Consider the following 23,283-nt stretch of genomic DNA (forward strand, 5'->3'; position numbering starts at 1 on the left):
CCTGCCCGATCGATCAAGCCGTTCCCAACAGGAGCATCCACCATGCTGACCCGTCGTCACACCCTCAAGCTCGCCGCCGCCGGCCTCGCCGCTGCGGCCGCCCCTGCCTTCGCGCAAGACTGGAAGGCGAAATATCCCGAGCTGATCTTCGCGATCATCCCGGCCGAGAACGCCTCTGGCGTCGTCGAGCGCTACACCCCCTTCGTGGATTATCTCGCCAAGGAGCTCGGCACCAAGGTCACGCTGCGCATTGCCAACGACTACGCCGCGATCATCGAAGGCCAACGCGCCGGCAACATCCATATCGGCATGTACGGCCCCTCCTCCTTCGCCCGTGCCCTGATGACCGGGGCCAAGGTCGACGCCTTCGCGATCGAGACTAACATCGACGGCACCAAGGGCTACTATTCTGTCTTCTACGTGAAGAAGGACTCGCCCTATCAGAAGATCGAGGACCTGAAGGGCAAGAACCTCGGCCTCGTCGACCCGAACTCGACCTCGGGCAACAACGTGCCGCGTTTCGCGCTGAACAGCATGAAGATCGATCCGGAGACCTTCTTCTCCAAGGTCGTCTACACCGGCAGCCACGAGAACGCGATCATTGCCCTGCAGCAGGGCACGATCGACATGGCCGCCAACTGGTGGAACGACGAGCAGGAATCGAACCTGCTGCGCATGTCGCGCAAGAACATGGTCAAGGCGGACGACTTCCGCATCATCTACAAGTCGCAGCAGATCGTGAACTCGCCGATGGCCTACCTCACCGACCTGCCGAACGACCTCAAGACCAAGATCCGCGCCGCGGTGCTCAACCTCGCCACCAAGGACAAGGCCGCCTTCGACAAGATCTATGAAGGCAAGCAGGGCCCGCTCGTCGCCGTCGACAACGCCGCCTACGATCCGATCGTCGACCTGAACAAGTTCGTCGACGAACTCCGTAAGAAGAAGTCCTCGTAAGCCTTGTATTCTTTCCGATTAGGGCGCGAGGAACCCTCTCCCGGAGGGAGAGGGCAGGGTGAGGGTCGGCCAGCAGACATGTTTGCTGAGCCCCAACCGCTGCTGCGGTGAGATCTTGCCTCGCTGGTCTGAGGGCCTACACCTCACCCCTGCCCCTCTCCTTACAGGAGAGGGGTTCCCCGCGCCTGATCGGGCCACGGACGCAGAATTCATGACCCTCGCGATCGACCGCAACGACCCGGCCGTGCGCGCCCACGCCGAGACCTATCGGCAGGCGGCCGGCGCCAAGCGCCGCCAAGCCTTGATCGGTGCGGCCATCTTTCTCGTCTGCGTCGTGCTGGCGGCGCGCGGATCGGAGGTCGATCCGGGCAAGTTCTTCGACAACATCCATCGCTTCCCGAACTACATCTGGCAGACCGTGCCGAGCCTGCATTGGGCGACGCTCGGTGCCGATCTCGGCGAATGGTACTGGGGCCTGCATCGCTGGCTGCGCCTGCTCTGGCAGACCGTGCTGATCGCCTATGTCGGGACGGTGCTCGGCGTCGTCGGCGGCTTCGCTCTGTGTTTCGCTGCAGCCGGCAATCTCGGCAGCGCGCCCTGGCTGCGCTTCGGCCTACGCCGCTTCCTCGAATTCTGCCGCACCGTTCCCGATATCGTCTTCGCACTGATCTTCGTCATCGCCTTCGGGCTCGGGCCGCTGCCCGGCGTGCTCGCCATCGCGATCCACACCATGGGCGCACTCGGCAAGCTCTTCTCCGAGGTGGTCGAGAACATCGATCTGAAGCCGGTCGACGGCATCGCCGCGACCGGCGGCAGCTGGTGGCAGATCGTCCGCTTCGCGGTCGTGCCGCAGATCCTTTCCAACTTCGCCAGCTATGCGCTGCTGCGCTTCGAGATCAACGTGCGCGGCGCCTCCATCATGGGCTTCGTCGGCGCCGGCGGCATCGGCCAGGACCTGATCGAGGCAATCCGCAAGTTCTACTACAGTGACGTCAGCGCTATCCTGCTGCTGATCATCCTCGCCGTGATGCTGATCGATCTCGGCACCGAGCGCCTGCGCCACGCGCTTCTGAGCCGGGAAGGCCGCTGATGAGCTCCGCCATCACCGCCGCCGAGCGCGCCGACATCCTCGCCCGGCACCGTGACGCGATCCGGGGCTCCCTCACGACCCGTATCGCCACCATCGGCACGGTGGTCGGGCTGCTCGCGCTGTTCGTCTATGGGCTGACCACGCTGGAGACAACGCTCTGGCGCGTTCTCACCGGGCTGAACAATCTCGGCACCTTCATCGTGCTGATGCTACCGCCCGATCCCGGCTCCTGGACGCGCGCGCTGATCTTCGTCAGGGCGCTGTTCGAAACCGTTGCCATCGCGTTCCTTGGAACAGTCCTCGCCGCGATTCTCGCTCTGCCGCTCGGGTTCATTGCGGCGCGCAATGTCGTCGCCAATCGCATCGTGCATTTCCTCGCGCGGCGCTCGCTCGACACGATCCGCGGCGTCGATGCGCTGATCTGGGCGCTGATCTGGGTCAATGTCGTGGGCTTAGGCCCCTTCGCCGGCATGCTGGCGATCATGACCAGCGACCTCGGCGCCTTCGGCAAGCTCTATTCGGAGGCAATCGAGGCGGCGGACCGCAAGCCGGTCGAGGGCGTCGCTTCCGTCGGCGGCGGCAAGGCCCATGAGATCCGCTTCGGTCTGCTGCCGCAGGTGCTGCCGGTGATCGCGAGCCAGGTGCTCTACTTCATCGAGTCCAACACCCGCTCCTCCACCATCATCGGCATCGTCGGCGCCGGCGGCATCGGGCTGTATCTCGCCGAGACGATCCGAACCCTGGAATGGCAGCAGGTTTCCTTCCTGATCCTGCTAATCCTTGCGGCAGTCTCGGCGATCGACTTCCTGTCGAGCAAGCTGCGCTTCGCGATCATCGGCAAGCGGGCGGTGTAGCGGGAGAGGCGACCTAGGAAGACCCGAGCGTCTTGCACACCGTCATGCTCGCCCTCGTGGCGAGCATCCACGTCTTGAACACGACGCTCGATCAGAGAAGCCGTGGATGGTCGGGACAAGCCCGACCATGACGGGACGAGCGCCCCGCTCAATCCCCGAACGGCTCGATCACCATCTCCATGCGCTCGGCCGCGAAGACGCTGGTGACCAGATGGATCGGCGTCAGGTCCGGCAGGGCGTCGATCGCCGTCGAGATCATCACGGCCGCCTCGGGAGCGATCTCCAGCAGATCCGCCTCGGCCTCGTCGACGATGCGCGCCGTCAGCCGCGTCGACAGGCGCACATAATCCGCGATGCCATAGGCCTTGAAGGCGGCGGTGATCGAGCCTTCCGCCTTGCGATACACCTGGTCGAAATCGGGAAATCGCTCGACCGAAAGCCAATGCGTTCCGGTGCCCATCGGCGTGCCGTCCGCGAGGCTCAGGCCCCGCAGGCGCCAGAGCGGTGTCCCGGTCTTCAGGCCCAGCGCCTTGCAGGCCGACGCCTCGCCCAAGACCTGCTCCGACGAGAGCATTCGACTTGTCCCGACGAGGCCCAGCTTGCCCATATTGGTGCGCATGCTGACCCGCCGACCGATCGGATAAGGCACGCGCCGCGCGCTGACCTGGGTGCCGCGCCCGCGCGCGACCGTCACCAACCCGAGATCGGCAAGATGCCGGAACGCTTGCCGCACCGTGTGGCGATGCACGCCGTAGCGCTCCGCCAGCGCGACGGAGGCCGGCAGCGTGTCGCCCGGCCGATAATCCTCCCGCTCGATCGCCTGCGCGAGTTCGTCGGCAATCCGCCGCCAGGCCGTTCCACCCTCGCCATCCGCGCCGATCGGAAGCGTTACATCCGTCATCAAAATTTCATCCAAAAAGTATAGACATTCACCGACCGAGATATCATAGTCTAGACATTCAAGATTGACCAGCGAGCCGGCGGATGGACACCCAAACAGCCCGACAGCGATGGATGGCGGTAATCGCCCGCGCCTCCCGCGACGAGATCGCGACGCTCATTGGCACATGGCCCGAGCATGAGGTGCTGAAGGCACCCGAGACCGGGACCGTGATGGTCGAGGGCCGCGCCGGCGGCGCAGGCCGGCGCTTCAATCTCGGCGAAGCCACGATGACGCGCTGCGTGGTGCGGCTCTCGAATGGGCGGATGGGCTTTTCCTATGCGCTCGGCCGCGACCACGCCAAGGCGCGGCTCGCCGCCGTGATCGACGCCCGCCTTCAGGACGAGGTCGAGGGTGGAGCCCTTCAGTCCGGCATCGCCGCGCTGGACGAGGGCCAAAAAGCCCGCCGCGAGCAGGCCTCGCGCAAGGCGGCGGCGACCAAGGTCGATTTCTTCACGCTGGTCCGGGGGGCGTGATGACGAACCAGGCTGTCATCACCGCCGGCTTTTCCGATCCGGTCTTCCAGTCGCAGGCGGCTTTCCGCACGCTGCTGGCCGCGCTGTCTGAGCCCGGCTTGCCCCTTGCCATCACGGATGCCATCGCCGCCCCCGAAGGGCTGCATCCGGCGACCGCCACGGCCCTGCTGACGCTCGCGGATTACGAGACGCCGGTCTGGCTACCCGAAGCGCTGCGCAACGGCCCGGCCGGCGCCTGGCTGCGCTTCCATTGCGGCTCGACCCTGACCGAAGACCCGGCGCAGGCCGCTTTCGCCGTGCTCGACGCCGGCGTCGCCGAGCCGAAACCGTCCGCCTTCGATTCCGGCTCGGACCAGTTTCCGGAACGCTCGACCACGATCATACTGCAATGCACGGCGCTGGAGGGCGGCGATGCCCTCAAACTCTCCGGCCCCGGCATCGAGAGCACGCGTGAGATCGCCCCGCAGGGCCTGCGCGCCGGATTCCATGACGAATGGCGCGACAACGGCGCGCTCTATCCGCTTGGCGTCGATCTCATCCTGACCTGCGGCGAGCACCTGATCGGCCTCCCGCGCACGACGCAGATCGAGGAGGCCGCCTGATGTACGTTGCCGTCAAAGGCGGCGAGGCTGCCATCCTCGCCACGCATGATCTGGTCGCGGAGGCGCGTCGTGGCGACCCGACCGTGCCGGAGATTTCGGTGGCCCAAATTCGCGAGCAACAGGGCCTCGCCTGCGCCCGCGTTATGAACGAAGGCTCGCTCTACGATCGCGACCTCGCGGCGCTGGCGCTGAAGCAGTCACAGGGCGACGTGATCGAGGCGGCGTTCCTGATGCGCGCCTACCGCACCACGCTGCCGCGCTTCGGCTCGTCGGAGCCGCTCGATACCGCCGCGATGGCGATCCGCCGTCGGGTCTCCGCGACCTACAAGGATTTGCCCGGCGGGCAGGTGCTTGGCGCGACCTACGACTACACGCACCGCTTGTTCGATTTCGGGTTGATGGAGAACGCAGCCGTCATGGCCGGGCTTGGCCCGGCCACCTCCGAAGGAGAGGGCGCCCGAGCCCCCATGCCTGGGGATGCTCGGGTCAAGCCCGAGCATGACGGCCTGAAAGCTCCGCTCGACACCCACATGCCGCGCGTGCCCGACATTCTCGGCGCCGAGGGCCTGATGGAAGCGGAAGTACCGCCCGAAGGCGATCCCCGCCCTTTCGACTTGACGCGCGACCCGGTCTCCTTTCCGGCCGGCCGCGACGTGCGCCTGCAATCGATGGCACGCGGCGACGAGGGCTTCCTGCTTGGTCTCGGTTATTCGGTCCAGCGCGGCTACGGCAACAGCCACCCTTTCGTGGGCGAGGTTCGCGTCGGCGAGGTCTCGGTTGAATTCGTGCCGGAGGAGCTAGGCTTCGCTGTCGATCTCGGCGAGGTCACCTTGACCGAGTGCCAGATGGTCAATCAGTTCGACGGCTCGAAGGACGTGCCGCCGCAATTCACCCGCGGCTACGGCCTCGTCTTCGGCCATGCCGAGCGCAAGGCGATGTCGATGTCGCTGGTCGACCGGGCGCTGAAATGCCGCGACTTCGGCGAAGCGGCGGAATACCCGGCCCAGCAGGACGAATTCGTTCTCTACCACTCCGACAATGTCGAGGCCGCCGGCTTCGTCGAGCATCTCAAACTACCTCATTACGTCGATTTCCAGGGCGAACTGGAGCTGATCCGTCGCATCCGCAGGGAGCGCGAGGAGCGATTGGCCCAGGAAAGCGACACCCTGCAGGAGGCAGCGGAATGACCCTTCATCTCCCCAAACTCAGCCCCCATCCTGAGGAGCCGCGTAGCGGCGTCTCGAAGGATGCTCCAGCACCCTCTGAAACATCCTTCGAGACGAAGCCTGCGGCTTCTCCTCAGGATGAGGGCTTTGGAGAAACAAAGCCGGCTTACAACTACGCCTATCTCGACGAGCAGACCAAACGGATGATCCGCCGCGCCTTGCTCAAGGCCGTCGCGATCCCCGGCTATCAGGTGCCGTTCGGCTCGCGCGAGATGCCGCTGGCGCGCGGCTGGGGCACCGGCGGCATCCAGGTCACAGCCGCAATCATCGGCCCGGCCGATACGCTAAAAGTAATCGACCAGGGCGCCGACGACACCACCAACGCGGTCTCGATTCGCCGCTTCTTCGAGCGCACGGCCGCTGCCCGCACCTGCGAGGCGACGCAAGACGCGACGATCATCCAGACCCGCCACCGCATCCCGGAAGCGCCGCTGAAAAGCGGGCAGACCATCGTCTATCAGGTTCCCCAGCCCGAGCCCTTGCGCAAGCTGGAGCCGCGCGAGGCCGAGACCCGCAAGATGCACGCATGGGCCGAATACGGGCTGATGCAGGTGAAGCTTTACGAGAGCATCGCCCGCTTCGGCGAGGTGACGACGACCTACGACTATCCGGTGCTGGTGAACGGCCGCTATGTCACGGCGCCCTCGCCGATCCCGAAATTCGACAACCCGAAGATGCACAACTCGCCGGCGCTCCAGCTCTTCGGCGCCGGCCGGGAGAAGCGCATCTACGCCATCCCGCCCTATACCAGCGTGAAGAGCCTCGATTTCGAGGACCATCCCTTCCGCATCCAGAGCTGGACGCAGCCTTGCGGCCTTTGCGGCGCGAGCGACAGCTATCTCGACGAGGTCATCATCGACGACCAGGGCGGACGCATGTTCGTCTGCTCCGACAGCCACTTCTGCGAGACGCGCCGCGCGGACGGCCATCGCGGGACGATGCTGGGGGACGCGACCGCGAGCGGGCTGGTCGGAAAGGCCTCGTCATGACCCTCCGCATTTTTGATGCCCCGCCCCGTCATGCTCGCCCTTGTGGCGAGCATGACGATGCAGGCCGTCCAGCCGGGAGCAACTTCATGACCCTCCACACCACCTTCCCCGACACCACCCTCGAACCCGCACTCCTCCTATCCGTCGCGAACCTCTCACGCTTCTATGGCGAGCGCATCGGCTGCGCGGACGTCTCCTTCGACCTCTGGCCCGGCGAGGTGCTCGGCATCGTCGGCGAATCCGGCTCCGGCAAGTCGACCCTGCTGCGCTGCCTCGCCGGCATCGACAAGCCCGATACCGGCGAGGTTCTGTTTCGCGGCGGCCCTGAGCCGCTCGATATCTACTCGGTGTCCGAGCAGGAGCGCCGCCGCCTGATGCGCACGGCCTGGGGCATCGTGCACCAGAACCCGCGTGATGGGTTGCGCATGGACGTGACAGCGGGCGGCAATGTCGGCGAGCGGCTGATGGATCGTGGTGACCGGCATTATGGCCGGATCCGCGAACAGGCGCTCGACTGGCTTGCTCGCGTCGAGATCGCCGGCGCCCGCATCGACGACAGGCCGCGCCAATTTTCCGGCGGCATGCAGCAGCGCCTCCAGATCGCCCGCGTGCTGGTCTCACAGCCGCGCCTCGTCTTCATGGACGAGCCGACCGGCGGGCTCGACGTCTCGGTGCAGGCCCGCCTGCTCGACCTGCTGCGCGTGCTGGTGCGCGATCTCGGCCTGGCCGCGATCATCGTGACCCACGACCTCGCCGTGGCGCGCCTGCTCACCGACCGGCTAATGGTGATGAAGGACGGCCATGTCGTCGAGCAGGGCCTGACCGACCAGGTGCTCGACGATCCTCATCATGCCTACACACAGCTTCTCACTTCGGCGGTGCTAAGTGTTTGAGCTGACCCTTTGTCATTCCGGGGCTTCGCGCAGCGAAGAACCCGGAACCCACGACCGGGTGAGCGATCGCGCCTGTCATGATCTTATCTCACCCAGTCGTGGGTTCCGGGTTCGCGCCTCCGGCCCGCCCGGAATGACAGCCTGCCCGTCACACCCGCGTCACCTCGCCGGAACAAGGCACTGACACCATGACCACGATGATCCAGGTCGAGAAAGTCGCAAAGAGCTTCACCCTGCACAATCAGGGCGGAACGCGATTGCCCGTCTTCGACGACGTCAATTTCTCCGTCGCAGCCGGCGAGGCGCTGGTCCTGGCGGGGGCTTCCGGGGCCGGCAAGTCGAGCCTGCTGCGCATCCTCTATGGCAATTACCGACCGACGCAGGGCTCGATCCGCATCACCCACGCCGGGCGGCCGGTCGACATCGTCTCCGCCGTGCCCCGCACCGTGCTCGACGTGCGCCGCCGCACGCTCGGCTTCGTCTCGCAGTTCCTGCGCGTGATCCCGCGCGTTTCGGCGCTCGATATCATCAGCGACCCGCTGCTGGCGCGTGGCGCGACGCCCGAAGCCGCCAGGTCCAAGGCCAAGGCCATGCTCGCCCGGCTCAACCTCCCCGAGCGGCTCTGGACCCTGGCGCCCGCGACCTTCTCCGGCGGCGAGCAGCAGCGCGTCAACATCGCCCGCTCCTTCGTCGATCCCTCGCCGATCATGCTGATCGATGAGCCCACCGCCTCGCTTGACGCCGCCAACCGCGACGTGGTCGTCGAGCTCATCGCCGAGGCGCGCGCCGCAGGCTCGGCGATTGTCGGGATTTTCCACGACGAGGCCGTTCGCGAAAAGGTCGCGACGCGCTATCTCGACATCACCGCTTTCCGGAAGGCCGCCTGACGATGCAGACCGTTCTCACCAACGCCAAGCTGATCCTCGAAAACGAGGTCGTCACCGGCACCATCGCCTTCGACGAAAGCGGCATCACGGCAGTCGATCAAGGCAGATCCTCCCTGCCGGGCGCGATCGACATCGGTGGCGACTATGTCGCGCCGGGCCTTGTCGAGATGCACACCGACAACATGGAAAAGCATTTCATGCCGCGCCCCAAGGTCTTCTGGCCGAACGGGCTGGCGGCGGCGCTGGTGCATGATGCGCAGATGGCGGCGGCAGGCGTCACCACCGTCTACGACGCGGTCTGCGCCGGCACGCCCTTCTCCGCAAAGGACTACCGCAAGGACATCTTTGCCGACGTCATGAAGGCCCTCGCCGAGGGCAAGCGCGAGAACGTCTTCCGCATCGATCACCGCATCCATATGCGCTGTGAGCTGACAAGTCCCGACCTTCTCGCCGATATCGAGCCCTATCAGGACGACGAACTTGTCCAGCTCGTCTCGCTGATGGACCACACGCCGGGCCAGCGCCAATGGCGCAACCTCGAACACCTCAAGACCTATGCCGTTGGCAACGGCAAGACGGTCGAGGAATTCGAGGACGACGTGGTGGTTCGTCAGCGCGAGGGCGCCGCCAACGTCGCCAAGAACTGGGCAAGCGTGGTCGATATCTTCCGCAGCCGTGACATCCCGCTTGCCACCCATGACGACACCACGCCCGACCATGTCGATGAGGGCATCGCCTCCGGTGCCGTGATCTCCGAATTTCCGACCACGCTGGAAGCGGCGGCGGCCGCCAAGAGCCATGGCCTCGCCACCGTGGCCGGTGCGCCGAACGTCGTGCGCGGCGGCTCGCATTCCGGCGGTGTCTCGGTCTCGGAACTGGCTGAGAAAGGCCTGCTCGACGGCCTGTCCTCAGATTACGTCCCGGCCAGCCTGCTGCAAGCCGTGCTCAAGCTCAACGACGACCACGGCATCGCGCTGCCGGAAGCGATGGGCATGGTGACGTGGAAGGTCGCTGACATCCTCGGCCTGAAGGATCGCGGCCACCTGAAACAGGGACTGCGCGCCGACATCGTGCGCTTCAAGAAACTGGGCGCGACGCCGGTCCTCGCCGCCGTCTGGTCGAAGGGCGAGCGCGCGTTTTGAGCGGCCCGCGCTACGCTCTCTATTACGCGCCGGCAGCCGACAGCGCGCTCTGGCGCTTCGGCTCGGGTGTCCTCGGCTATGACGCGCTGATCGCGGAGGACATCCCCTTCGCCGTCCCGCCCGGTTGCGGCCCTGAGGAATGGCCGGATCTGACGGCGGAGCCGCGTCGCTACGGTTTCCACGCCACCTTGAAAGCGCCGTTCGAGCTGGCGCAGGGGCGTGGCGAGGACCAGCTGCGGGCCTTCGCCCACAACTATGCGGCCGCGACGGAAAGCGTGGCGCTCGCCGGGCTTTCGATTCACGCGCTTGGCCGGTTCGTGGCCCTGATTCCGAGCGAGCCGAGCAACGCGTTACAGCGTTTCGCCTTCGCCATGGTGCAGGCTTTCGAGCCGTTCCGCGCGCCGATGTCGGAAGCCGATCGTGCGCGACGCCTCAAGAGCCCGCTGACCCCGGCCCAGCACGCCTATCTCGAAGCCTTCGGCTATCCGTATGTCGGCGACGCCTTCCACTTTCATATGACGCTGACCGGTTCGCTGGCGGCGGAACGCGTCGACCCGATCCGGCTGGCACTCGATCAGGCTTATGCGCAAGCCGTGCCGCGCGGTCCCGTCCTCATCGACCGCATCGCGCTCTACCGGCAGGACGACCGCGCCGGCCGATTCCGACTGCTCGATTCCCATCCCTTGGGATGAGTATCCGTTGTTGCGAGCACCGCGAAGCAATTCAGGAAGACCGGGTGAGGCATTCAGCCCAGTCCTCCTGAATCGCTTCGTCGCTGCGCTTCTCGCAAGGACGAGAAACGCTTCAGCGCTCCAGCGCCGTCAGCCCGCGCAGCAAAGCGACGAGATCGCTCGCCGCCTCGGCCACGCTGCGGTCGTTCAGGATCGTCACGATCCTGGCATGCTCGGCGGTCAGGGGGGCCTCGCGCGCCAGCCTTGCCGCGATGTCGGCCTCGCTCTCCCGCCCGCGCGCCGCCAGCCGCTTCGCCAACACGGCCGGGGGCGCGGTGATGTTGAGCACAACGACGCGCTGCGCCAGCCGTTCGGCCTCCGCGATGGTCCCGCGCGAGATGTTGACGATGACGACTGCGCCGGCCGCAATCGGCGCGAGCTCTGCCGCCGGAATGCCATAGCTCAGGCCATGCGCCCGCCAGGCCAGCGCCATCTCGCCGGCAGCCTCAGCTTCCGCGAAGGCCGCCTCGTCGCAGGAATCGTGATCCTCGGCCCCGGCCATCGCCGGCCGGGTGATCAGCCGCCGCGCGAAGCGGAAGCGCTCGTCGCCGGACAGCTCGGTACGCGCCGCATCCATCAGCGTGTCCTTGCCGGCGCCGGACGGCCCCACCACCAGCACCAGCGCTCCCGAGACCGGGGCGGACGAAACATCATCGGAGAGGAGTGAGGTCATGGCCGGCAAGAAACTGGGTCTGGAACCTGTGATCGACCCGACCGCGCAGGTCAGGCAGGCGACGCTCGGGCGCTATACCGAAATCGGCGCGCGCACCTTTTTCGCGGAATCGACGCTCGGTGACTACTCCTATGTCGTGAATGACGCGAATGTCATTTACACGACGATCGGCAAGTTCTGCTCGATTGCGGCGATGACCCGGATCAACCCCGGCAACCACCCGATGCACCGGGCGAGCCAGTCGCACTTCACCTATCGCGCGTCCGCCTATTTCGAGGATGCTCAGGACGACGACGCCTTCTTCGACTGGCGACGCTCGCATGCCGTCACCATCGGCCACGATGTCTGGATCGGCCATGGCGCGATCGTCCTCGCCGGCCGCCACATCGGCAACGGCGCTGTCGTCGCGGGCGGCGCCGTCGTCACCAAGGATGTCGCGCCCTACACCATCGTCGCCGGCAACCCCGCCCGCGTCATCCGCAGGCGCTTCCCCGAGGAGATCGCAGAGCGGCTGCGAGCTCTCGCCTGGTGGGACTGGGACCATGCCCGGCTTCGCGAGGGACTGGACGATTTCCGGAACCTGCCGGTCGAGGGCTTTCTCGACCGCTATGAATGACCCACGGCACAGCAGCCGGCCAAGTCCGATCTGATACGGTTTCAGCGGGGCCAGCATACATTTGTTAACGATGTTCTGCGATTGTGCCGGACGGTCCGCAAGACCGCTGGGCACATTCGAGGCATCGTCCATGGCATCGTCAGATCAACTCGCCGCGCGGCTGGATTTCATCGGGCTTGATGCCAAGGCGCAGTCCCGCATCCGGGATGTACGCGAGCCCCTGCAGGCGGCGATCCCGGCAGCGCTCGATGCCTTCTACGCCCAGTTGCGGACCTGGCCCGAGACCAAGGCCTTCTTCACCAGCGAGCAGCAGATCGAGGGTGCCAAGAAGCGCCAGAGCGGCCACTGGGACATGATCTCCCAGGGCCAGTTCGACCAGGGCTATGTCGATGCCGTGACGCAGGTCGGCAAGGTGCATGCCCGCATCGGGCTGGAGCCGCGCTGGTACATCGGCGGTTATGCGCTGATTCTGGAAAAGCTGATCGGCGGGGTCGTCGAGGCTCGCTGGCCGAAGGGCCGCTTCGGCGGAAAGGTCGAAGGCGCGGCCGATCGCGCCGCCGAGATCGCCGCCATCGTCAAGGCGGCGATGCTCGACATGGATTACGCTATTTCGGTCTATCTCGAAGCCTCGGAATCCGCTCGCCTCGAGGCCGAGGCCAAGGCCCGCGCCATCGAGGAGACCAAGACGGCCGAGCGCGAACGCGCCATCGCCTATGTCCGCGCGGGCCTCGGCGCCTTGGCCCAGGGAGACCTCACCCATCGCATGTCGGCCGACATTCCCGCCGAATACGCCGCGATCCGCGACAATTTCAACGAAGCCCTCGAGCGCCTTCAGGACATGGTCGGCACGATCAAGTCGACCTCGATCTCGATCGCGAACTCCTCCCGCGAGATCAACGCCGGCGCCGAGGACCTGTCCGGCCGCACCGAGCAGCAGGCCTCCGCGCTGGAGGAAAGCGCCGCCACCACCGAGGAGCTCGCCGCCTCCGTCAAGACCTCGGCCGAATCCTCGCGCCGCTCGGTCTCGTTGGCCGACGACGCCACCTCCGTCGCCCGCACCGGCGGCACCATCGTCAAGGACGCGACCGAGGCGATGGCGCGCATCGAGGGGGCTTCCAAGAAGATCTCCGAGATCACCGGGGTCATCGACGGCATCGCCTTTCAGACCAATCTGCTCGCCCTCAACGCGGCCGTCGAGGCGGCGCGGGCAGGCGAAGCCGGGCGCGGCTTTGCCGTCGTCGCGGCCGAAGTTCGCGCGCTGGCCCAGCGCTCGGCCGACGCCGCCAAGGACATTACCAACCTGATCGCCTCCTCCGATGTCGAAGTCGGCGAAGGCGTCAGGCTGGTGCGGCTGGCAGGCGAGACGCTGGAGAAGATCGTCGATGCCTCGGCCCGCGTCTCGTCGACGGTCGGAGAGATCGCCCAGGCTTCGCTGGAGCAGGCCAGCGGCATTGAGGAAATGAGCCAGACCGTCAGCCATATGGACGAGATGACGCAGGCAAACGCAGCCCTTGCCGAACAAAGCGCGGCGTCAGCCCGCACGCTGATGGACCAGATCGAGCAGCTCAACCGGCTGGTGGCGAGCTTCCGCACCGAGCACCAGGCGCAGAAGCCGGCCGCGAGCCCGCGCCGCGCCGCCGCATAAGGCCAGCTTCAGCTCAAGCGCAGCCGCCAGACGCTGCTGCGCTTGATGTCGGCGTCCTCCAGCGTGCGCGTCACCGGCACCTGGTAGCTCGCGAGTTCTTCCAGCCGGTCCTTCGGCAGATAGCTGCGGCCTGGGTCTCCGATGAGCACGGTGGCCCCGCGCCGGCTCAATGCATCGAGCCAGCCGATCACCGCCTCCGCCATCGCGCGCTCGTAACAAACGTCCCCGGCGCAGATGACATCCCAGCCCTCGTCCCGGCCGACGAGATCGGCGAGACGGGCGGTGACGGCGACGCCGTTGGCCTGGGCGTTGAGATCGATCGCCGCCGCAGCGAAGCCGTCGATGTCACAAGCCTCGACCAAGGCCGCGCCCGCCTTTGCAGCCGCGATGGCGACGAGGCCCGAGCCCGAAGCGAAATCGAGCACATGCCGCCCTGCCACCAGCGCCGGATTGTCGAGCAGATAGCGCGCGAGCGCCTGCCCGCCAGCCCAGGCGAAGGCCCAGAAAGGCGGCGGCAGGCCGATCAGGGCAAGCTCGTCCTCCGTCTTCTGCCAGAGTTCGGTCGCCTCTTCCGCAACATGCAGCCGGATCTCCGGCGCATGCGGCACGGGCAGCAGGCGCGTGTGCTCGCGGATGAAGGCGGCCCGGTCGAGCACGACGTTGCCGCTCACGCGACGACCTCCGTCGTCGGCGCCTCGAGCAGGCCGCGATAGAGCGCCTTCACCGCATTCATCACGTCGCGCTCGGTATGGCCGTCGAGCAGGCGGTTGCGGGCATTCTCGCCCATGCGCTCGGTCAGCCCCGGCGAGCGGCCGAAGACCGCCAGCGCCTTGGCCAGCGCAGCCGCATCGTCCGCCGGAACCACCAACCCGTCCTGTCCCTCGCGCACGAAGCTGCGGCAGCCGGGCACGTCGGTCGTCAGGATCGGCCGGCCGCAGGCGGCGGCCTCCAGGATCGTGCGCGGCAAGCCCTCGCCGCCACGCGATGGCAGGATGCAGAGATGATGTGCCGCCCAGACACCCTCGATATCGCGCGTCGGCCCGGCCCAGTCGATACCCGGCCGCGCCGCCCATTCTCTCAAGGTCGCCTCCGGGATCGCCTTGGGGTTGGACGGGTCGGGCGCGCCGTGAATCGTCAGCGTGACGTTGGTGCCACCGGCGCGCGCAAGGCGCACCGCTTCGACCGCGAGATCGACCCCCTTCGACCACAGCATCCGCGCGACCAGCGCCACCTTGAGCGGCGGCGCCAACGGCATCGGCACCGGCATCAGGATCAGCGGATCGACGCCCGCGCCGCCGACGATCGCGACCTTGCCCCGGTCCAGCGGATCGAGCCCCAAAGTCACCGGATCGTCGGGGTTTTCGAACAGGAAGCGCACCTGCCGACCGTCGATCGCGCCACGCAGCCAGGAGATGGCGGCGAAGCGGGCAACGCCACCAATTGCATCCTTGCGGGCGCCGAGGAGGCCGAGACCGGTCAGCGCATAAATCCGTCGTTCGACCCCCGCGAGCTTGCCCGCAAGGCCGGCAAGCGCGATCGGCTTCAGTGCGATGCAGTGCAGAATGTCAGGCCGTTCGGCGGCGATCAGCACCTTCAGCGCCACGATCTGCTTCCACAGCGCGCGCGGATCGAGGCTGCGCCGTTCGGCCTCCAGCGCGATCAACCGCGCACCGGTCGCCTCGATGATCTTGCGGTGGTTGCGCTCCCGGGCGACGACCACGACGTCCAGCCCCATCTCGCCCGCCGCCCGCGCCATCGGCAGGAAATGCGAGGCGAAGAACCAGTCTTCCGTAGCGACGAAGAGGAGCTTGCGCGGCATGCGGCCATCAGGCCGATGCGGCCGGGAAGGTCAAGTAGGCAGACCCCAAGGCCATGCCTCTGCTCAAACGATCGAAGCCGACATGAAAAGGGGCGCTCGCGGCGCCCCAAATCCACTGCGGTCGCTGCAGGAAAGGCCTCAGCGGCGCTTGCCGGCGCTCCGCATCTGCATGTACTGCACCGCCTCCAGCAGCACCTTGCGCGGACGCTCGGCGTCGCGCTTGGCTTGCTCGGCCTTGCGGGCGACTTCCTTGGCGATCTCTTCGAGGCGCTTCTCTTCCTCGAGGCGCAAAACCTCAAGCGCAGCGAGGCGCTCCTGCTCGGCGCGAATCTTGGCCTTTTCCGCGTCACGCTCGGCGCGGGCCTGGGCGATGGCCTCCCGCTCCTCGCGTCGCTGCACCATGACCGGGTCGTCGGCCTTCGGCCGCGCCTGGAAGCGCTCAAGCAAAGCCTGCTTGGATTTGGCGGAATTGGACTGACGGTCGGTGAAGCTGCGGTCGTTCGGGTTCTTCAAGGGTGATCTTCTCTCGGTTGTGACGGACGATGAAAAAGGTCCGCGCGGGCGAAATAATCCAGATCGCGCAAAATTGGTACCGAATTTGGCGCGCGCCTGTTCCGCTTCCAGCGCACAACGGGGGCCGCTTTGGGCGCGGGACCTTGCCAATCCGATCACGCAAAGGCCGCTGCCGTCGACCTTTAGGTGGGTATTCGACGCCAAACTGTCAACGGTGGAGCCAAGGATCACGACGCTCGATACAGCCCAAATGGCGACGACGCTTTACATCGGCGGCGTTTTCCTCAAACAGGCTGACCCTGACGCCAGCAACCGATCCGCACCGCCGTGAAGACGCCCGCCCTTTCCGCCTTCCGCCGCATCGTCGTCAAGGTCGGCTCCAGCCTTTTGGTCGACCGGGCTCGCAGCCGGTTGCGCCACGCCTGGCTTGCCGCGCTGGCGGAGGATCTGGCGGAGCTGCATCAGAACGGCGCCGATATCCTCGTCGTCTCATCGGGCGCGATCGCGCTCGGCCGCACGGTGCTGGGCCTGCCGTCCGGGCCCTTGCGGCTCGAGGAAAGCCAGGCTGCCGCCGCCGTCGGGCAGATCGCACTGGCCCGCAACTGGGCCGAGGCGCTGGGCGCCCATGGCCTGACCGCCGGCCAGATCCTGCTGACGCTGGACGATACCGAGCAGCGCCGCCGCTATCTCAATGCCCGCGCGACGCTGGGTCGCCTGCTCGATTTGCGCGCGATCCCCGTCATCAACGAGAACGACACGGTCGCCACCAGCGAAATCCGCTATGGCGACAATGACCGCCTCGCCGCCCGCGTCGCGACGATGGCCGGAGCCGACCTGCTGGTGCTGTTTTCCGACATCGACGGGCTCTACACGGCGCCCCCCGCCAAGGACCCGGACGCCCGCCATATCCCCGTCGTCGAGCGCATCACGCCGGAGATCGACGCGATGGCTGGCGGCGCGGCCTCCGAATTGTCCCGCGGCGGCATGCGCACCAAGATCGAGGCCGGCAAGATCGCGGTTGCCGGCGGCACGCATATGCTGATCGCCGACGGGCGGGGCAAGAATCCGCTTGCGACCATCGCGTCCGGCGGCCGCTGCACCTGGTTCCTGACCGCATCGACGCCCGCCACCGCGCGCAAGACCTGGATCGCCGGCACGCTGGAGCCGCGCGGCACGCTGCATGTCGATGCCGGTGCGGCCCGCGCGCTGCGCGGCGGCGCGAGCCTGCTGCCGGTCGGCGTCGCCCGCATCGAGGGCGCCTTTTCCCGTGGGGATGCGGTCTCGATCCGCGATCCCGCCGGCGCCCTGCTCGGGCGCGGCCTCGTCGCCTACGATGCCGAAGAGGCCGCCCTGGTGCTGGGCAAAGCCTCGCGCGACATCGAAGCCGTTCTCGGTTATCCCGGTCGCGCCGAGATGATCCACCGGGACGACATGGCGCTCGGGCTGGGTTAGACTGGCGTCGCATGTCCGGAACTGAGCACAGCACACCATGACGAGCGACAGCGCCCTGCGCCTCATCGCGACGAGCGAGACCGCCGATATCGGCGTGGTCATGCAGGATGTTGGCCGGCGCGCCCGCGCCGCCGCCCGTCGGGTCGCGCTGAGCCCGGCCGAGCAGCGCAACGCCGCGCTTCTGGCCATGGCCGAGGCGCTTCGCGCTCGCGCGCCGCGCATCCTGGAAGCCAATGCGCAGGACCTCGCGGATGCACGCAAGGCGGGCTTGAGCCCCTCCCTCATAGACCGCCTCGCGCTCGACGAGACGCGCATCGCGGCGATCGCTGACGCTGTGGCGGAAGTCGCGGAGCTCGCCGACCCGCTCGGCCGCGTGCTGGCTGAGTGGACACGGCCCAACGGCCTGCGCTTCGAGCGCATCGCCACGCCGCTCGGCGTCATCGCTGTGATCTTCGAAAGCCGCCCGAACGTCACCGCCGATGCGGGCGCGCTTTGCCTCAAGAGCGGCAACGCGGCGATCCTGCGCGCCGGCTCCGATTCCTTCCGCTCCGCCAATGAGATCGCCGCCGCGATGCGCGAAGGGCTGGAAGCTGCGGGGTTGCCGGCCGACGCGATCCAGCTCGTTCCAACGCGCGACCGCGCCGCTGTCGGTGAAATTCTATCGGGGCTCGACGGCAACATCGACGTCGTCGTCCCGCGCGGGGGGAAAAGCCTCGTCGCGCGTGTCCAGAGCGAGGCGCGGGTGCCGGTCTTCGCCCATCTCGACGGCAATTGTCATGTTTATGTTGAGGCGCAAGCCGATCTGACCATGGCTCGCGATATCCTGCTCAATGCCAAACTGCGTCGCACCGGCGTCTGTGGCGCGGCCGAGACCCTGCTGGTCGACGCCAGCGCCGCCGGCACTCATCTGGCTCCCCTTGTCACGGCCCTGCTCGATGCGGGCTGCGCCGTGCGCGGCGATGAAGCGACACGCGCCGTGGACCCGCGCGTCACCCAAGCGACGGACGCGGACTGGGCCACGGAATATCTCGACCGCATCATTGCGGTGAAAGTGGTAGCCGGCCTCGATGCCGCGATCGACCATATCGAGCGCTACGGCTCGCACCACACCGATGCCATCGTGACCGCCGACGACAGAGCCGCTGCCCGTTTCCTCGCCGAGGTCGATTCAGCCATCGTGATCCACAATGCCTCGACACAGTTCGCCGATGGCGGCGAGTTCGGCTTCGGCGCCGAGATCGGCATCGCGACGGGGCGGATGCATGCGCGGGGCCCGGTCGGCGTCGAGCAGCTCTGCTCGTTCAAATACCGCGTCCATGGCGCCGGCCAGACCCGGCCCTGAAGCGAAACGCGGCAGCATGGCGAACGAGCACCTGCGTCTGCCGCCCCATGCGCCGGGCCTGTCCATTGGGTTGTTCGGCGGCAGCTTCAACCCCGCTCATGACGGCCATCGCCTCGCGAGCCTCACGGCGTTGCGCCGCCTTCAGCTCGATCGGGTCTGGTGGCTGGTAACACCCGGCAACCCGCTGAAGGACAATGCTGAACTGCCGCCATTGGGCGAGCGCGTGCGCCAGGCGCGTGCCGTCGCCGGCCATGCCCGCATCCAGGTCACCGGGATCGAGGCCACACTCAGGACGCGCTATACGGCCGACACCCTGCGTGCGTTGAAGCGGCGCTGCCCCGGCGTGCGCTTCGTCTGGATCATGGGCTCCGACAATCTGGCGAGCTTTCACCGCTGGAACGAATGGCGCAGCATCGCCCGGCTGATGCCGATCGCCATCATCGACCGGCCTGGATCCACGCATTCCGCCATGGCGTCGCCCGCCGCGAACTGGCTCTCGCGCTGGCGCCTTCCGGAAAGCCGCGCGGCAGGCCTCGCGGCCAGTCATCCGCCGGCCTGGGTGTTCCTGCACGGCAAGCGCTCGCCGCTCTCGTCGACTTTGCTGCGGCGACAAGCGGGCCGCGATTGAACTGCAGGCCCATCCGGCCTAATCTACGCGTTCACTCGTTCGCATATCTCGCGCCGCAGAGGCGCCCACCCGAGAGGATACGTCCCTGACCCGTCCAACCCTTGGCGACGCCGAGCCGAAGCCGATTCCTCCGGCCGCCGTTACGGAAAACCCCTCTGCCGATAGCATCGCCCTCACCCAGCGTGTCCTCGAGGATATGAAGGCGGAGGACATCACCGTGATCGACCTCGTCGGCAAGACCTCGCTGGCCGATGCGATGATCATCGCCTCGGGCAACGTCAACCGCCATGTCGCCGCCATCTCCGAAGCGCTGGTCGAGGCGATCAAGGCCTCCGGCCTGCCGTCTCCCAAGGTCGAAGGCATGCCGGCCTGCGACTGGGTGCTGATCGACACCGGCGACATCATCGTCCACGTCTTCCGGCCCGAAGTCCGGCAATTCTACAATCTCGAGAAGATGTGGGGCACCGACCGCCCCAACGAACGCCTCGACAGCTGACGAAGGCCGTCCCGTGCGGCTCGCGGTCGTCGCCGTCGGCCGGCTCAAGGATGGGCCGGAGCGCGAGCTCTGCGAGCGCTATCGTGAGCGCGCCGTCGCGCTCGGCCGCACGATGGGCCTGAGCGGGCCCGACATCGTGGAACTGCCCGAAGGGCGGGGCCGCCGCCCCGACGAGCGCAAGCGCGAGGAGGCCGAGGCGATCCTCGGCAAACTCCAGCCCGGCCTCGTTGTCGCGCTCGACGAACGCGGCAAAAGCCTCGGAAGCGAGGTTTTTGCCCAAAGGCTGGCTTCGGCGCGCGATGCCGGTACGGCCCATGCGAGCTTTTTGATCGGCGGCGCCGACGGCCTGAGCGATACCCTGCGCCAGCGCGCGGACCTCACTCTGGCCTTCGGCGCGCTGACATTGCCGCACCAGATCGTGCGCGCGCTGGTGCTGGAGCAGATCTACCGGGCGATGACGATCGTTTCCGGCCACCCCTATCATCGCGCATGAGCCTCGCTCGTCGCCTGATTCGCGTTGCGATCCCTCTCGCGCTGGCGATGAGCCCTATCGCGTCGGCCGCCCTTGCGCAGAGCCCCACGCCCGATCCGGAAATCCTCCAGCGCGAGGCGATGCAGAAGCTTGTCGAGAAGCAGGCCCGCGAAGCCGAGCTGAAGGCGATCGAGCAGCGCCTGTCCGGCAATACGCAAGCCCGAGAGGCGCTGGAGAAGGAAGTCGCCGCGATCCGCGCCGACCGCGCCGCCCTCAACAAGGCGCTGCTCGACGCCACGGCCCGCACCCAAACCGTCGAAGCTAAGCTCGGCGAGATCGAGAAGCGGCTGGCCCTGCTGCAGGCTAGCGAAGCCGCGATTCGCCGCTCGCTGGAAGGCCGGCGCGGCCTGATCGCAGAGGTGCTCGCCGCCTTGCAGCGCATCGGGCGGCGGCCTCCGCCGGCCGTGCTCGTCCGCCCGGAAGACATTCTGGAGGCGGTACGCGCCTCGATGCTGCTCGGCGCGGTCGTTCCCGACCTGCGCCAGGAGGTCGAAATCCTCGCGACCGATCTCGGCGAACTCGTGCGCCTGCATAATGGGATTGCGACCGAAAGAACCAATATTGGCACCGAAATGGAGCAGCTGGCGAGCGAGCGCCAGCGTTTGGCTTCCCTGATCGAGGCCCGCCGGGAGCGCGAGGCTGCCGCGTCCAAGGATGTCGAGGCCCAGCGCGCGCTGGGCGACCAGCTGGCCGGGCAGGCCCGCTCGATGCGCGATTTCGTCGACAGGATCGAGAAGGAAATCTCGGTCACCAACAAGGCCGCCGACGCGGCACGCCAGGCGATCGAGCAGGAAACCCGCGAGCAGCGCGACCGCATGACGGCGCTGGCTTTCAAGGACCCGGCGCGGCTGGCGCCGAAGATCGCCTTCGCGGAAGCCAGGGGCCTGCTCTCGCTGCCCGTCGCCGGTTCACGATTGCGTGGTTTCGGCGATTCGGACGGCGCGGGCGGCACGACGCGCGGGATTTCGCTGGAAACCCGAGCCGGCGCCCTAGTTTCGGCGCCTTCTGACGGTTGGGTGGTCTATGCTGGTCCGTTCCGATCCTTCGGACAACTCTTGATCCTGAATGCGGGCGGGGGATACTACGTCTTGCTGGCCGGAATGCAGCGCATCGATGTCGCCCTGAATCAGTTCGTGCTAGCAGGCGAGCCGGTTGCAGTGATGGGCGAAACATCGGAAGCTGCGGCGACGACCGTGGGAGTGGGGACCGGGCAGCCGGTCCTGTATATCGAATTTAGAAAAGACGGCGTCTCGGTCGATCCGGGCCCGTGGTGGTCGAAATCGCAAGGCGAAAAGGTCCGCGGATGATGCGCAAGGTTTCTCTCGTTCTCGCCGGCGCCATCATGGGGGCAGGCCTGACCGGATTGGCGACACAGACCCATCTGCTGAGCTCGACCAGCGCGGTCGCGGCTTCGGCGGATGTCTATCGAAGCCTCAATCTGTTCGGGGACATCTTCGAGAAGATCCGCACCGATTATGTCGACAAGCCCGATGAGCAGAAGCTGATCGAGGCCGCGATCAACGGCATGGTCTCCTCGCTCGACCCGCACTCCTCCTATCTCGACTCAAAGTCCTTCCGCGAGATGGACACCGATATGCGCGGCCAGTTCGGCGGCCTGGGCATCGAGGTGACGATGGATGACGGCGTCCTCAAGGTCGCCAAGCCGATCAAGGACACGCCGGCGTCCAAGGCCGGCATCCTCGCCAACGACATCATCAAGCAGATCGACGGCCAGGACGTGAAGGGTCTCTCGCTGACCCAGGCCGTCGAGAAGATGCGCGGCCTGATTAACACGCAGGTCACCCTCAAGGTCGACCGGGCCGGCAAGCCCGAGCCGCTCGACTTCACCTTGACCCGCTCGACCATCGTCGTGCCCGCGGTAGAGGAGCGCGCCGAGGGCGACATTGCCTATATCCGCATCGGCACGTTCTCCGAGCAGACCTTCGACGGCCTGCGCAAGGCCATCGACAAGCTCACAGCCGAGATCGGCCCCGACAAGCTCAAGGGCTACGTCATCGATCTGCGCAACAATCGCGGCGGGCGCCTCGACCAGTCGGTGCTCGTCTCCGACGCCTTCCTCGAGCGCGGCCGTATCGTCTCCACCCGCGGGCGAAATGCCGAGGAAACCCAGGTGTTCAACGCCAAGTCGGGCGACCTGACCAAGGGCAAGCCGGTGGTGGTTCTGATCAACGGCTCGTCGGCCTCCGCCGCCGAGATCGTTGCCGGCGCCTTGCAGGATCACAAGCGCGCGACGCTGATCGGCACGCGCTCCTTCGGCAAGGGCTCGGTCCAGACCGTGATTCCGCTTGGCTCCAACGGGGGCCTGCGCCTGACCACGGCACGTTATTACACCCCGTCGGGCAACTCGATCCAGGCTAAGGGCATCACGCCAGACATCGAAATCCAGCAGGACATTCCGCAGGAGCTCAAGGACAAGATCGCCGAGAACAAGGGCGAGGCTTCGCTCAAGGGCCACCTCAAGGCCGGCGAAGGCGAGGAGCAGTCCGGCTCCAGCTCCTATGTCCCGAACGATCCGAAGAAGGACACGCAGCTGATCGCAGCGATGGACCTTCTGCACGGCACGAAGAAGGACGCGCTGGTTTCGCCCGCAAAGGTCGACCAGCCGACGGCCCAGGCACCGGCTGCTTCGCCGGCTCCGGCGGTCGAAGCTCCCGCCGCCCCGGCGACGCCAGAGGCTCCAAAGCCGCAGAACTGAGCCGTCGGGCTCGACGGCGGTCGTCCGAGACGACAAGACTAGCGCGCGGACCACTGATTCGGGT

The 23,283-nt window shown here is 66.9% G+C and carries 25 protein-coding genes; 20 read left to right on the forward strand and 5 right to left on the reverse strand.

All coding sequences use genetic code 11. The features are described 5' to 3' along the window. Positions 1 to 42: 42 nt before the first annotated feature. The 3 genes from phnD (at position 43) to phnE (AC1DR6_RS18675) (ending at position 2,901) form a co-directional block, all read left to right on the forward strand. Positions 43 to 957: a phosphonate ABC transporter substrate-binding protein gene (phnD, locus tag AC1DR6_RS18665; protein ID WP_476830759.1), complete on the forward strand. Its 915-nt coding sequence runs from the start codon at positions 43 to 45 to the stop codon at positions 955 to 957. 211 nt (positions 958 to 1,168) lie between these two features. Further along, positions 1,169 to 2,047: a phosphonate ABC transporter, permease protein PhnE gene (phnE, locus tag AC1DR6_RS18670; RefSeq protein WP_476830760.1), complete on the forward strand. Its 879-nt coding sequence runs from the start codon at positions 1,169 to 1,171 to the stop codon at positions 2,045 to 2,047. Further along, a complete protein-coding gene (gene phnE / locus AC1DR6_RS18675; protein WP_476830761.1) occupies positions 2,047 to 2,901 on the forward strand; it encodes a phosphonate ABC transporter, permease protein PhnE in 855 nt (284 codons plus the stop codon). The genes phnE (AC1DR6_RS18670) and phnE (AC1DR6_RS18675) overlap by 1 nt, the downstream gene beginning before the upstream one ends. 148 nt (positions 2,902 to 3,049) lie before the next feature. Here the strand turns inward: phnE (AC1DR6_RS18675) and phnF are convergent, their stop codons facing one another. Continuing rightward, on the reverse strand, positions 3,050 to 3,802 hold the full coding sequence (gene phnF / locus AC1DR6_RS18680; RefSeq protein ID WP_476830762.1) for a phosphonate metabolism transcriptional regulator PhnF: 753 nt from the start codon (positions 3,800 to 3,802) through the stop codon (positions 3,050 to 3,052). An 83-nt stretch (positions 3,803 to 3,885) separates the two neighbouring features. Between phnF and phnG the strand changes: the two genes are divergently transcribed. From phnG to AC1DR6_RS18720, 8 genes are all read left to right on the forward strand, one after another. Further along, the gene (gene phnG / locus AC1DR6_RS18685) at positions 3,886 to 4,317 is read left to right on the forward strand and encodes a phosphonate C-P lyase system protein PhnG (protein ID WP_476830763.1); all 432 of its coding nucleotides are present in this window, start codon (positions 3,886 to 3,888) and stop codon (positions 4,315 to 4,317) included. Beyond that, on the forward strand, positions 4,317 to 4,919 hold the full coding sequence (gene phnH / locus AC1DR6_RS18690; RefSeq protein ID WP_476830764.1) for a phosphonate C-P lyase system protein PhnH: 603 nt from the start codon (positions 4,317 to 4,319) through the stop codon (positions 4,917 to 4,919). Before phnG ends, phnH begins: the two co-directional genes overlap by 1 nt. Beyond that, positions 4,919 to 6,106 (forward strand): carbon-phosphorus lyase complex subunit, encoded by a 1,188-nt coding sequence (locus tag AC1DR6_RS18695; RefSeq protein WP_476830765.1) that lies wholly within the window; start codon positions 4,919 to 4,921, stop codon positions 6,104 to 6,106. The genes phnH and AC1DR6_RS18695 overlap by 1 nt, the downstream gene beginning before the upstream one ends. Then, positions 6,103 to 7,134, forward strand: coding sequence for an alpha-D-ribose 1-methylphosphonate 5-phosphate C-P-lyase PhnJ (locus AC1DR6_RS18700; RefSeq protein WP_476830766.1), 1,032 nt, complete (start codon positions 6,103 to 6,105; stop codon positions 7,132 to 7,134). The genes AC1DR6_RS18695 and AC1DR6_RS18700 overlap by 4 nt, the downstream gene beginning before the upstream one ends. 86 nt (positions 7,135 to 7,220) lie before the next feature. Continuing rightward, positions 7,221 to 8,027, forward strand: coding sequence for a phosphonate C-P lyase system protein PhnK (gene phnK / locus AC1DR6_RS18705; protein WP_476830767.1), 807 nt, complete (start codon positions 7,221 to 7,223; stop codon positions 8,025 to 8,027). 188 nt (positions 8,028 to 8,215) lie between these two features. Further along, positions 8,216 to 8,914: a phosphonate C-P lyase system protein PhnL gene (gene phnL / locus AC1DR6_RS18710; protein ID WP_476830768.1), complete on the forward strand. Its 699-nt coding sequence runs from the start codon at positions 8,216 to 8,218 to the stop codon at positions 8,912 to 8,914. 2 nt (positions 8,915 to 8,916) lie between these two features. Beyond that, positions 8,917 to 10,056, forward strand: coding sequence for an alpha-D-ribose 1-methylphosphonate 5-triphosphate diphosphatase (locus tag AC1DR6_RS18715; protein ID WP_476830769.1), 1,140 nt, complete (start codon positions 8,917 to 8,919; stop codon positions 10,054 to 10,056). Then, complete coding sequence (locus AC1DR6_RS18720; RefSeq protein ID WP_476830770.1) at positions 10,053 to 10,748, forward strand: DUF1045 domain-containing protein; 696 nt, start codon at positions 10,053 to 10,055, stop codon at positions 10,746 to 10,748. The genes AC1DR6_RS18715 and AC1DR6_RS18720 overlap by 4 nt, the downstream gene beginning before the upstream one ends. Before the next feature lie 112 nt (positions 10,749 to 10,860). Here the strand turns inward: AC1DR6_RS18720 and phnN are convergent, their stop codons facing one another. After that, entirely contained in the window at positions 10,861 to 11,460 is a 600-nt protein-coding gene (gene phnN / locus AC1DR6_RS18725) for a phosphonate metabolism protein/1,5-bisphosphokinase (PRPP-forming) PhnN (RefSeq protein WP_476830771.1), read from the reverse strand. Between phnN and AC1DR6_RS18730 the strand changes: the two genes are divergently transcribed. Together AC1DR6_RS18730 and AC1DR6_RS18735 are read left to right on the forward strand one after the other, a co-directional pair. Then, the gene (locus tag AC1DR6_RS18730) at positions 11,459 to 12,076 is read left to right on the forward strand and encodes an LbetaH domain-containing protein (RefSeq protein ID WP_476830772.1); all 618 of its coding nucleotides are present in this window, start codon (positions 11,459 to 11,461) and stop codon (positions 12,074 to 12,076) included. The two genes, phnN and AC1DR6_RS18730, sit on opposite strands and share 2 nt — an antisense overlap. 130 nt (positions 12,077 to 12,206) lie before the next feature. After that, positions 12,207 to 13,721 (forward strand): methyl-accepting chemotaxis protein, encoded by a 1,515-nt coding sequence (locus AC1DR6_RS18735; protein WP_476830773.1) that lies wholly within the window; start codon positions 12,207 to 12,209, stop codon positions 13,719 to 13,721. Positions 13,722 to 13,729: 8 nt separating this feature from the next. Here the strand turns inward: AC1DR6_RS18735 and AC1DR6_RS18740 are convergent, their stop codons facing one another. From AC1DR6_RS18740 to AC1DR6_RS18750, 3 genes are all read right to left on the reverse strand, one after another. Then, positions 13,730 to 14,392: a class I SAM-dependent methyltransferase gene (locus AC1DR6_RS18740; RefSeq protein WP_476830774.1), complete on the reverse strand. Its 663-nt coding sequence runs from the start codon at positions 14,390 to 14,392 to the stop codon at positions 13,730 to 13,732. Continuing rightward, positions 14,389 to 15,540: a glycosyltransferase family 4 protein gene (locus AC1DR6_RS18745; RefSeq protein WP_476830775.1), complete on the reverse strand. Its 1,152-nt coding sequence runs from the start codon at positions 15,538 to 15,540 to the stop codon at positions 14,389 to 14,391. The genes AC1DR6_RS18740 and AC1DR6_RS18745 overlap by 4 nt, the downstream gene beginning before the upstream one ends. A gap of 138 nt (positions 15,541 to 15,678) precedes the next feature. Continuing rightward, positions 15,679 to 16,053 (reverse strand): DUF6481 family protein, encoded by a 375-nt coding sequence (locus AC1DR6_RS18750; RefSeq protein WP_476830776.1) that lies wholly within the window; start codon positions 16,051 to 16,053, stop codon positions 15,679 to 15,681. A gap of 327 nt (positions 16,054 to 16,380) precedes the next feature. On the opposite strand from AC1DR6_RS18750, the gene proB reads away from it, so the two are divergent. The 7 genes from proB (at position 16,381) to AC1DR6_RS18785 (ending at position 23,219) form a co-directional block, all read left to right on the forward strand. Further along, positions 16,381 to 17,505: a glutamate 5-kinase gene (proB, locus tag AC1DR6_RS18755; RefSeq protein ID WP_476830777.1), complete on the forward strand. Its 1,125-nt coding sequence runs from the start codon at positions 16,381 to 16,383 to the stop codon at positions 17,503 to 17,505. Positions 17,506 to 17,605: 100 nt separating this feature from the next. Beyond that, entirely contained in the window at positions 17,606 to 18,847 is a 1,242-nt protein-coding gene (locus tag AC1DR6_RS18760; RefSeq protein WP_476830808.1) for a glutamate-5-semialdehyde dehydrogenase, read from the forward strand. Between the two features lie 16 nt (positions 18,848 to 18,863). Further along, positions 18,864 to 19,475, forward strand: coding sequence for a nicotinate-nucleotide adenylyltransferase (locus AC1DR6_RS18765; RefSeq protein WP_476830778.1), 612 nt, complete (start codon positions 18,864 to 18,866; stop codon positions 19,473 to 19,475). A 166-nt stretch (positions 19,476 to 19,641) separates the two neighbouring features. Beyond that, positions 19,642 to 19,971, forward strand: a complete 330-nt coding sequence (gene rsfS, locus AC1DR6_RS18770) for a ribosome silencing factor (RefSeq protein ID WP_476830809.1) — start codon at positions 19,642 to 19,644, stop codon at positions 19,969 to 19,971. A gap of 13 nt (positions 19,972 to 19,984) precedes the next feature. After that, positions 19,985 to 20,464, forward strand: a complete 480-nt coding sequence (gene rlmH / locus AC1DR6_RS18775; RefSeq protein ID WP_476830779.1) for a 23S rRNA (pseudouridine(1915)-N(3))-methyltransferase RlmH — start codon at positions 19,985 to 19,987, stop codon at positions 20,462 to 20,464. A 47-nt stretch (positions 20,465 to 20,511) separates the two neighbouring features. Beyond that, complete coding sequence (locus tag AC1DR6_RS18780) at positions 20,512 to 21,810, forward strand: murein hydrolase activator EnvC family protein (protein WP_476830780.1); 1,299 nt, start codon at positions 20,512 to 20,514, stop codon at positions 21,808 to 21,810. Further along, a complete protein-coding gene (locus AC1DR6_RS18785; RefSeq protein WP_476830810.1) occupies positions 21,810 to 23,219 on the forward strand; it encodes a S41 family peptidase in 1,410 nt (469 codons plus the stop codon). Before AC1DR6_RS18780 ends, AC1DR6_RS18785 begins: the two co-directional genes overlap by 1 nt. The last annotated feature ends 64 nt before the right edge of the window (positions 23,220 to 23,283 follow it).

The organism is Allobosea sp. P5_A5 (assembly GCF_056400625.1).

Excerpts from the sequence above, each read along its gene's own strand:
- phnK (WP_476830767.1), top strand. The coding sequence starts at position 7,221 with ATGACCCTCCACACCACCTTCCCCGACACCACCCTCGAACCCGCACTC.
- AC1DR6_RS18780 (WP_476830780.1), top strand. The coding sequence starts at position 20,512 with ATGAGCCCTATCGCGTCGGCCGCCCTTGCGCAGAGCCCCACGCCCGAT.
- phnD (WP_476830759.1), top strand. The coding sequence starts at position 43 with ATGCTGACCCGTCGTCACACCCTCAAGCTCGCCGCCGCCGGCCTCGCC.
- AC1DR6_RS18745 (WP_476830775.1), bottom strand. The coding sequence starts at position 15,540 with ATGCCGCGCAAGCTCCTCTTCGTCGCTACGGAAGACTGGTTCTTCGCC.
- AC1DR6_RS18700 (WP_476830766.1), top strand. The coding sequence starts at position 6,103 with ATGACCCTTCATCTCCCCAAACTCAGCCCCCATCCTGAGGAGCCGCGT.
- phnF (WP_476830762.1), bottom strand. The coding sequence starts at position 3,802 with ATGACGGATGTAACGCTTCCGATCGGCGCGGATGGCGAGGGTGGAACG.
- AC1DR6_RS18760 (WP_476830808.1), top strand. The coding sequence starts at position 17,606 with ATGCAGGATGTTGGCCGGCGCGCCCGCGCCGCCGCCCGTCGGGTCGCG.
- phnH (WP_476830764.1), top strand. The coding sequence starts at position 4,317 with ATGACGAACCAGGCTGTCATCACCGCCGGCTTTTCCGATCCGGTCTTC.
- AC1DR6_RS18730 (WP_476830772.1), top strand. The coding sequence starts at position 11,459 with ATGGCCGGCAAGAAACTGGGTCTGGAACCTGTGATCGACCCGACCGCG.
- AC1DR6_RS18695 (WP_476830765.1), top strand. The coding sequence starts at position 4,919 with ATGTACGTTGCCGTCAAAGGCGGCGAGGCTGCCATCCTCGCCACGCAT.
- AC1DR6_RS18715 (WP_476830769.1), top strand. The coding sequence starts at position 8,917 with ATGCAGACCGTTCTCACCAACGCCAAGCTGATCCTCGAAAACGAGGTC.
- phnG (WP_476830763.1), top strand. The coding sequence starts at position 3,886 with ATGGACACCCAAACAGCCCGACAGCGATGGATGGCGGTAATCGCCCGC.
- phnE (WP_476830761.1), top strand. The coding sequence starts at position 2,047 with ATGAGCTCCGCCATCACCGCCGCCGAGCGCGCCGACATCCTCGCCCGG.
- AC1DR6_RS18735 (WP_476830773.1), top strand. The coding sequence starts at position 12,207 with ATGGCATCGTCAGATCAACTCGCCGCGCGGCTGGATTTCATCGGGCTT.
- AC1DR6_RS18785 (WP_476830810.1), top strand. The coding sequence starts at position 21,810 with ATGCGCAAGGTTTCTCTCGTTCTCGCCGGCGCCATCATGGGGGCAGGC.
- phnN (WP_476830771.1), bottom strand. The coding sequence starts at position 11,460 with ATGACCTCACTCCTCTCCGATGATGTTTCGTCCGCCCCGGTCTCGGGA.
- phnL (WP_476830768.1), top strand. The coding sequence starts at position 8,216 with ATGACCACGATGATCCAGGTCGAGAAAGTCGCAAAGAGCTTCACCCTG.
- phnE (WP_476830760.1), top strand. The coding sequence starts at position 1,169 with ATGACCCTCGCGATCGACCGCAACGACCCGGCCGTGCGCGCCCACGCC.
- AC1DR6_RS18765 (WP_476830778.1), top strand. The coding sequence starts at position 18,864 with ATGGCGAACGAGCACCTGCGTCTGCCGCCCCATGCGCCGGGCCTGTCC.